At 57.3% G+C, this 5464-nt stretch carries 4 protein-coding genes and 3 pseudogenes; 5 read left to right on the forward strand and 2 right to left on the reverse strand.

Annotation, left to right across the window (positions count from 1 at the left end):
- Positions 1–99 precede the first annotated feature (99 nt).
- Positions 100–282 (forward strand): annotated as a pseudogene (locus NKI59_RS34465) (IS110 family transposase); the annotation flags it as partial.
- Positions 283–561: 279 nt separating this feature from the next.
- On the opposite strand, the gene NKI59_RS35250 reads toward NKI59_RS34465, so the two are convergent.
- Both NKI59_RS35250 and NKI59_RS34470 read right to left on the reverse strand, forming a co-directional pair.
- Positions 562–780 (reverse strand): hypothetical protein, encoded by a 219-nt coding sequence (locus NKI59_RS35250; RefSeq protein ID WP_502901153.1) that lies wholly within the window; start codon positions 778–780, stop codon positions 562–564.
- 549 nt (positions 781–1329) lie between these two features.
- Positions 1330–1440: pseudogene (locus NKI59_RS34470) on the reverse strand (IS110 family transposase); the annotation flags it as partial.
- Between the two features lie 989 nt (positions 1441–2429).
- Here NKI59_RS34470 and NKI59_RS34480 point away from each other — a divergent pair.
- The 4 genes and pseudogenes from NKI59_RS34480 to NKI59_RS34495 form a co-directional block, all read left to right on the forward strand.
- Positions 2430–3196 (forward strand): annotated as a pseudogene (locus NKI59_RS34480) (ATP-grasp domain-containing protein); the annotation flags it as partial.
- A gap of 221 nt (positions 3197–3417) precedes the next feature.
- Positions 3418–4044: a GntR family transcriptional regulator gene (locus tag NKI59_RS34485; protein ID WP_352708993.1), complete on the forward strand. Its 627-nt coding sequence runs from the start codon at positions 3418–3420 to the stop codon at positions 4042–4044.
- Between the two features lie 258 nt (positions 4045–4302).
- Positions 4303–5088: a maleate cis-trans isomerase family protein gene (locus NKI59_RS34490; protein WP_352708995.1), complete on the forward strand. Its 786-nt coding sequence runs from the start codon at positions 4303–4305 to the stop codon at positions 5086–5088.
- 198 nt (positions 5089–5286) lie between these two features.
- A partial coding sequence (locus tag NKI59_RS34495; protein WP_352708996.1) for an aminopeptidase P family N-terminal domain-containing protein occupies positions 5287–5464 on the forward strand: 178 nt, incomplete at its 3' end.

Here is a 5464-nt window from a genome sequence, read left to right on the forward strand (position 1 = left end):
GCGCCGACCGCGAAGAGAAGCGAGTGACCCGCGGGGCGACATGGTCCGGAAAAAAGACAGGAAACGCTTGACCTCACCGACCCCAATCAGAGAAGCCTGCTAGGCGCCATGGCGCAGATCATGGCCAGACGGAGGTGCGGGCTGAGATCAGACTGGGTATCAAGCATACTAGCTCGGAAAAAGACAAAGGTTCTTGCCATCGCCTTGGCGCATCGCATGGCAAGAACGATCTTCGCCATCCTTCGGGACGGCACTCGCTATCAGCCGCAGGCGGTCGCCTGAACGGCTTAAGGAATGGTCAGGGCAAAGTGAGGTGATGGCGAACGAACCGAGACGAAGAATCAGGCCACCCCGATCAATCGAAGCACCTCGAGCGCGCTCGATCCGCAGGAGCCATCCATACACGGGTTGAAGTCAGGGGAGTATGGCGGCAGATACATCAGCGTCGCACCGGCGTTCTCAATGGCGACGTGCACGCCAGCCGCCTTGGTCAGCTTTATGCTGTGGTGCGGCTTTACGGCAATCTGTTCCAGCCGTCATCGGCGCTCGTGTGATCAAGCGCTATCGCCAGTTCCGTCTGCGGCCCGTGTCCTTACACATCCAGCCGCAGCTAAAGGCAATGATGGAAACCGCCGATCCTGTGCTGTGCACTGTCGTTTGGGTCTTCTTCGTGAGGCGCGACGGATCGGCACTCATGAGACGCTGCAGCACCGTGACTGCCGAGAGTGTCGGCTCGGCCTCAAGCCATGCCCGAATCCGGGCCTCGTACGGCTCCAGCATGCTCGGCCTCTTCGGATACGGTTTGGTCCGCCGATACGGCCTTCGATGCGTGAGGCGTGTCTCCCCCCGCCTGCCAGGCCATCTTCAGCTGGCGGCGAAGCGCTGAAGATCGATGGCGACAGGTGCCTCGGGCTGTCGACCTCGACATAACCGGGCGGCGGGTCGTTCCAGTCCCCGAAGGTGCGGACCGGAACCGACCGGCGCACTGCCGAACTCATTCCGGCGCGACGGCGTTGCCCGCCGCGAGCCACAACACGCAGCTGCGACAGGAGCCGATCCATCGTCGCTGCGCTGATCGTCAGCAGATGGGGTTGTCTAAATCGCGGTTGGGACGTCAAGTATCTTTGCGCTTTGAGATGCGTTTGCCGGGTACACGGTTGTCTTCGCGGTCGACATCGGTCGCCGCATGATGGAGGTTCGCGGGAGGAGCCTTCAATGTGGACGACGCACTTTGCTGAGTCAGCGGTGCAACCCCATCAGCGGAATGGCTCGGCCCACGTCCCGGTAGGGACGTATCAGGCGTTCAGATCCTGAACGCTATCCGCAATTTCATGTCGTTGCTCCTGCGTTCCGATCAAAGAGCTCGCCAGTCTTGAGCATCGTATGCATCTTGACCGCCAGTTTGCGCGCTACGGCAAAGGCCGCGCGTTTGAAGCCGATCACCGTCATAATCGACCTCTCCGGATCGGTATCTGCGCACGTTGATGATCCATGACGCTCGCGCCGCTTGAGCCGGGCTGGTAGCAAGCAGGGACCCCGGAGCCTCTGGCTCGGCAAGATCCGGGAACGGCGGCACGCCAACGTCGCGGCCGTCGCGCTGGCCAACAAGAATGCGCGGATCGTGGGGGCTATGCTCTCGAGTGATTCAGCTTACGAAGCGGCGTTGTCAATGAAAGCAGCTTGAAGCGAAGCGGTAACGACCAAGGCAAAAGAAGGTCCCACCCAGTAATTGCAGCAAATGGCAGGAGAGGACGAAACGGGCACACCGTCGCTTCCAGAACCTGATGTGTGGCCCGGCATGGCTTCAGCCAACGTCACGGGAGCCTTGAGGTGGAAGCGGGCAAAAACCGATCCAGGCTCGCGGCGAAGACGTTGTCCAGCCGCATCACGAAGCCGGATGTACGTCATTAGTTGCGACCAGCGATGGGTCTGCGACCCCGTCGGGCCGTCCGGGTGCTCGCTACAAGCGCACCAGTCCGTGTTACCTTCCACGATCTGAAACGCGTCGGCGCCTGGAACAAAACTTCTTTCACGGCACAATAGCTGGCCTATGCACTCCCCTGCCAACGCTTCACTTGCGGCCTCCCGACCGCCCGCGCATGACTCGGGGCCGATGTGGATCGCTACTTCTTCATCGTAATGGACTTGTACCGTCAACTCCTTGCCGGCGCACTCAGATTAAGTTAAACTTTTACAGGCGCCCCTTAACGTCGCAATCTTCCGAAATTCGTCGCGACGCTCCATACCACGCCGCCGGTAAGCAAGAGGTCGCAACAGATCCTTCAAACAAATTTACAGAACCTTCACGGCCCCAAATCGCTGACAATGCTAAGTTCACCGCAAAGTCTGAGGCAGACAGCTAGCTAGAAACAATAGATGCGATTTACGCTCGGACCGCTGCACGACACACAAAGTCGGAGTCAAGGCCAATGGCACGAAGAGCGCTCATCCTGGTTGAAGGTCATAGGGGTATCGGCCCGCTATTCGTTCGAGCGGCCCGGCGTCTTGGGCTTCATCCGTTTACCCTGTCGGCCGATCCAGCTTGGTACGACTATCTAGCGGTGGAAAGGAGTGAGTCAATTCGTGTCGAGACAGACAACCTCGATTCGCTGATCCGCGAATGTTCCCGGCTACGTGCAACTTATGACATTGCTGGCATTACTGGTTTTTCGGGCGAAGACGAGTCGGTCTGTGCGACAGTTGCCAAGCTCTGCCGACATTTCGATCTACCGGGGCCGAACCCCGCGTCGACTGAACGATGCTGCGACAAAGTTACTCAACGTCAGTTCCTCGCGGCAGTCGGCGTTCCAGTACCCGCTTATCGCGTGGCAGCGAATGCGAGGGAAGTAGAAAGCGCTGCCGCGCAGATCGGCCTGCCGGTCATTCTTAAGCCAGCCGAAGGCAGCGGCAGCGTCGGTGTCCGATTGTGCCGCACCGTGGATGAGTTGGCCGAGCATACGACTTATCTATTTGGCGGAAGCACATATGGCGGTCCTCGCCGAGGATACTCGTCGAAGAATTTGCACAAGGCCTCTTCTATTGCGCTGACATAATGGGAAATGAGGTCATTGCGAGTTCCGCCGGTGACTTCGGTCCGCCACCGCATTTCGTGTTTCGTCAGTTCACTTTCCCGGGCCCGATGACCGATGACGAGCATCGGCGTATCGCCGATGTTTCGCTGAGCTGTTTCCAAGCTTTTCGCCGCACCAGCGCGGTGGCGCCAGGTTAGAGGTAATCGTCGGCGGAAAATGTCAAGGAGAAGATTCCGGGTGCGTTCCATGCACAGGTTGCTGGAAGAGCACGGTATCAATAGTTTTCCTGTATTCGATGACACGTTTTCGCCAAAGGGACAGACGGAGCTAAATTTAAACAATGAATAAACCTACTAAATTAAGTGCCGATCAACGCCAGCGATGTATGTACGACTTTATTCGGCGGCGGATCGGTATATTACACTATCCGCCCAGCATGATGATTAATGAGATGCAACTCGCGACTGAGTTCGGCGTCAGTCGGACGCCGCTGCGACGGGTCCTCCAGCAGCTCAGTTATGAAGGGCTGCTTGAGATCCGGAACGGAGTCGGTACGCGCGTCACCGACATCGACATGAAGACGTTCAAAGACATTTATGATCTGCGGATCCTTCTTGCGGAGACGATGGGATCATTGTCCCCGAACTGGGTCACGGATCGGCACCGGGAGACCCTCGATGAACTTATCGCACGAGCCGAGGACCTTCGCGGTCAGCGGGACATCGAGGGCTATGCGCAGCTGGCTAACGACCTTGCAACTCTGATCTGTGATCTTATTGGCAGCAAACCGATGCGCGAAATGACGGACTTGCTTTACTACCGAGTCGCCCGCATCTGGTACACCTTCTTGCCGATTCTTGACTGGGACGACGTCGTGGAAGAGCTGTTGAGGCAACTAAAAGGCCTTTCGGACGCTCTGTCGTCCAACGACCTTGGCACGTTCGGCAAAGTGAGGGCGACCTATCTGCGCTGGATGCTGAAGAAAGTCAGCTGCTATATTTCGAGCGACTGACTGTGGCATACCTGCGTCTCATCAGAAACCACGACGTCGCGTGCCGCAGGGGCCTCGCGACCGTAGGTGTATTCCGTCTAGGTTGCGATGGCGGCGCCGCGGATAGGAATGGAAAACAAAGGCCCCCGCCTCAAGTCCTATCCACATGGAGAATTTTACCTGTATATAGCTTGTGTTTTTGTCAGACCGAGCTTATGATCCTCGCATAGAATTCTCGTGTGAGAACGGGCGGTCCATCGGATAATTGAGGTGATGGAAATGACGGAAGCGGCGGAAACACAGGTAGCTCTGAAAGTTGCCTCTGAGAAATGGGTGCCAGAGTTGGACAAAGGTCGCGCATGGCGGACGAGGATAGGCTTTGTCCTGATTTCAAGCGACCACCTGATCGAAGAAGACATGATGCGCATGGCGCCGGAAGGCGTCTGTGTCCACTTCACCCGTTCGCACATGCCCGTAGGCTGCACGATCGAAAATCTCGCTGCGATGGAAAGTGGGTTGGCGGCATCGGCGGCGGAGTTGATGCCGGAATTCGAAGTTCCTGTCATCTGCTATGCCTGCACGTCGGGGACCGCAGTAATGGGCGAAGAGGCAGTCATCCGTGAATTGAAGCGGGCCAACCCTGATCGGCAAGCAACGACGCTCCTGACCGGTGTTGTCGAGGGGCTCCGCGCCGTATCAGGCAAAAAGATCGTGATGGGCACGCCCTACACTGATGACGTAACGTCGGTCGTAGCGCAGTACATGCAAAAGAGCGGGTTCGAGCTCCTGAATGTTCAGGGCCTAAATCTGGTTTACGACAAGGATATTGCCAGGGTAACGCCAGCGTACATTCGTGAGTTCGCCAAGGCGATCGATCACCCAGACGCGGATGCGATCTTCTTGAGCTGTGGTGGCTTCCGCGCCATCGATGTTATTGATCAGATCGAGCAAGACACCGGCAAGCCTGTGGTTACCAGCAACCAAGGCATGATGTGGAAATGCCTGCGCCTGGCCGGCATCGACGATCAGTTCGATGGATACGGACGCCTGCTACGCGAGCACTGAGCAAATTTCTCCAAATCCCCGAGGAAAACCCATCGTGACGCTCGGCGTCTACATAACTCCAGCACCTTCGGTGGGCCGGCAGATCAAATGGTAAATCACCATGTCCGACAAACGGCTGCGGTAGGATTGCGGCCGGTGAAACAATCGTCGCCTGCCAGAGCCAACTAGGTACGAGTCTAATTTGAAAAGGAAACGGAAATGGATAAGACCGTAGACCAAGCTAGCGTTGAGCGCAAATCCCGCGTTAACAAAGTCCAGGAGAAGTGCCGGGAACGCGGGATTGACGTCGCAATCTTTACGAGTCCCGAGACCATCTATTACCTAGCTGGCCTCGACTATGAGGGCTACTTCTGCCTGCATGCGCTCCTGGTTCCAG

It is taken from the genome of Mesorhizobium sp. M0598, assembly GCF_040320865.1.
Taxonomy (GTDB): Bacteria; Pseudomonadota; Alphaproteobacteria; order Rhizobiales; family Rhizobiaceae; genus Mesorhizobium.

Excerpts from the sequence above, each read along its gene's own strand:
- NKI59_RS35250 (WP_502901153.1), bottom strand. The coding sequence starts at position 780 with ATGCTGGAGCCGTACGAGGCCCGGATTCGGGCATGGCTTGAGGCCGAG.
- NKI59_RS34490 (WP_352708995.1), top strand. The coding sequence starts at position 4,303 with ATGACGGAAGCGGCGGAAACACAGGTAGCTCTGAAAGTTGCCTCTGAG.
- NKI59_RS34485 (WP_352708993.1), top strand. The coding sequence starts at position 3,418 with ATGTACGACTTTATTCGGCGGCGGATCGGTATATTACACTATCCGCCC.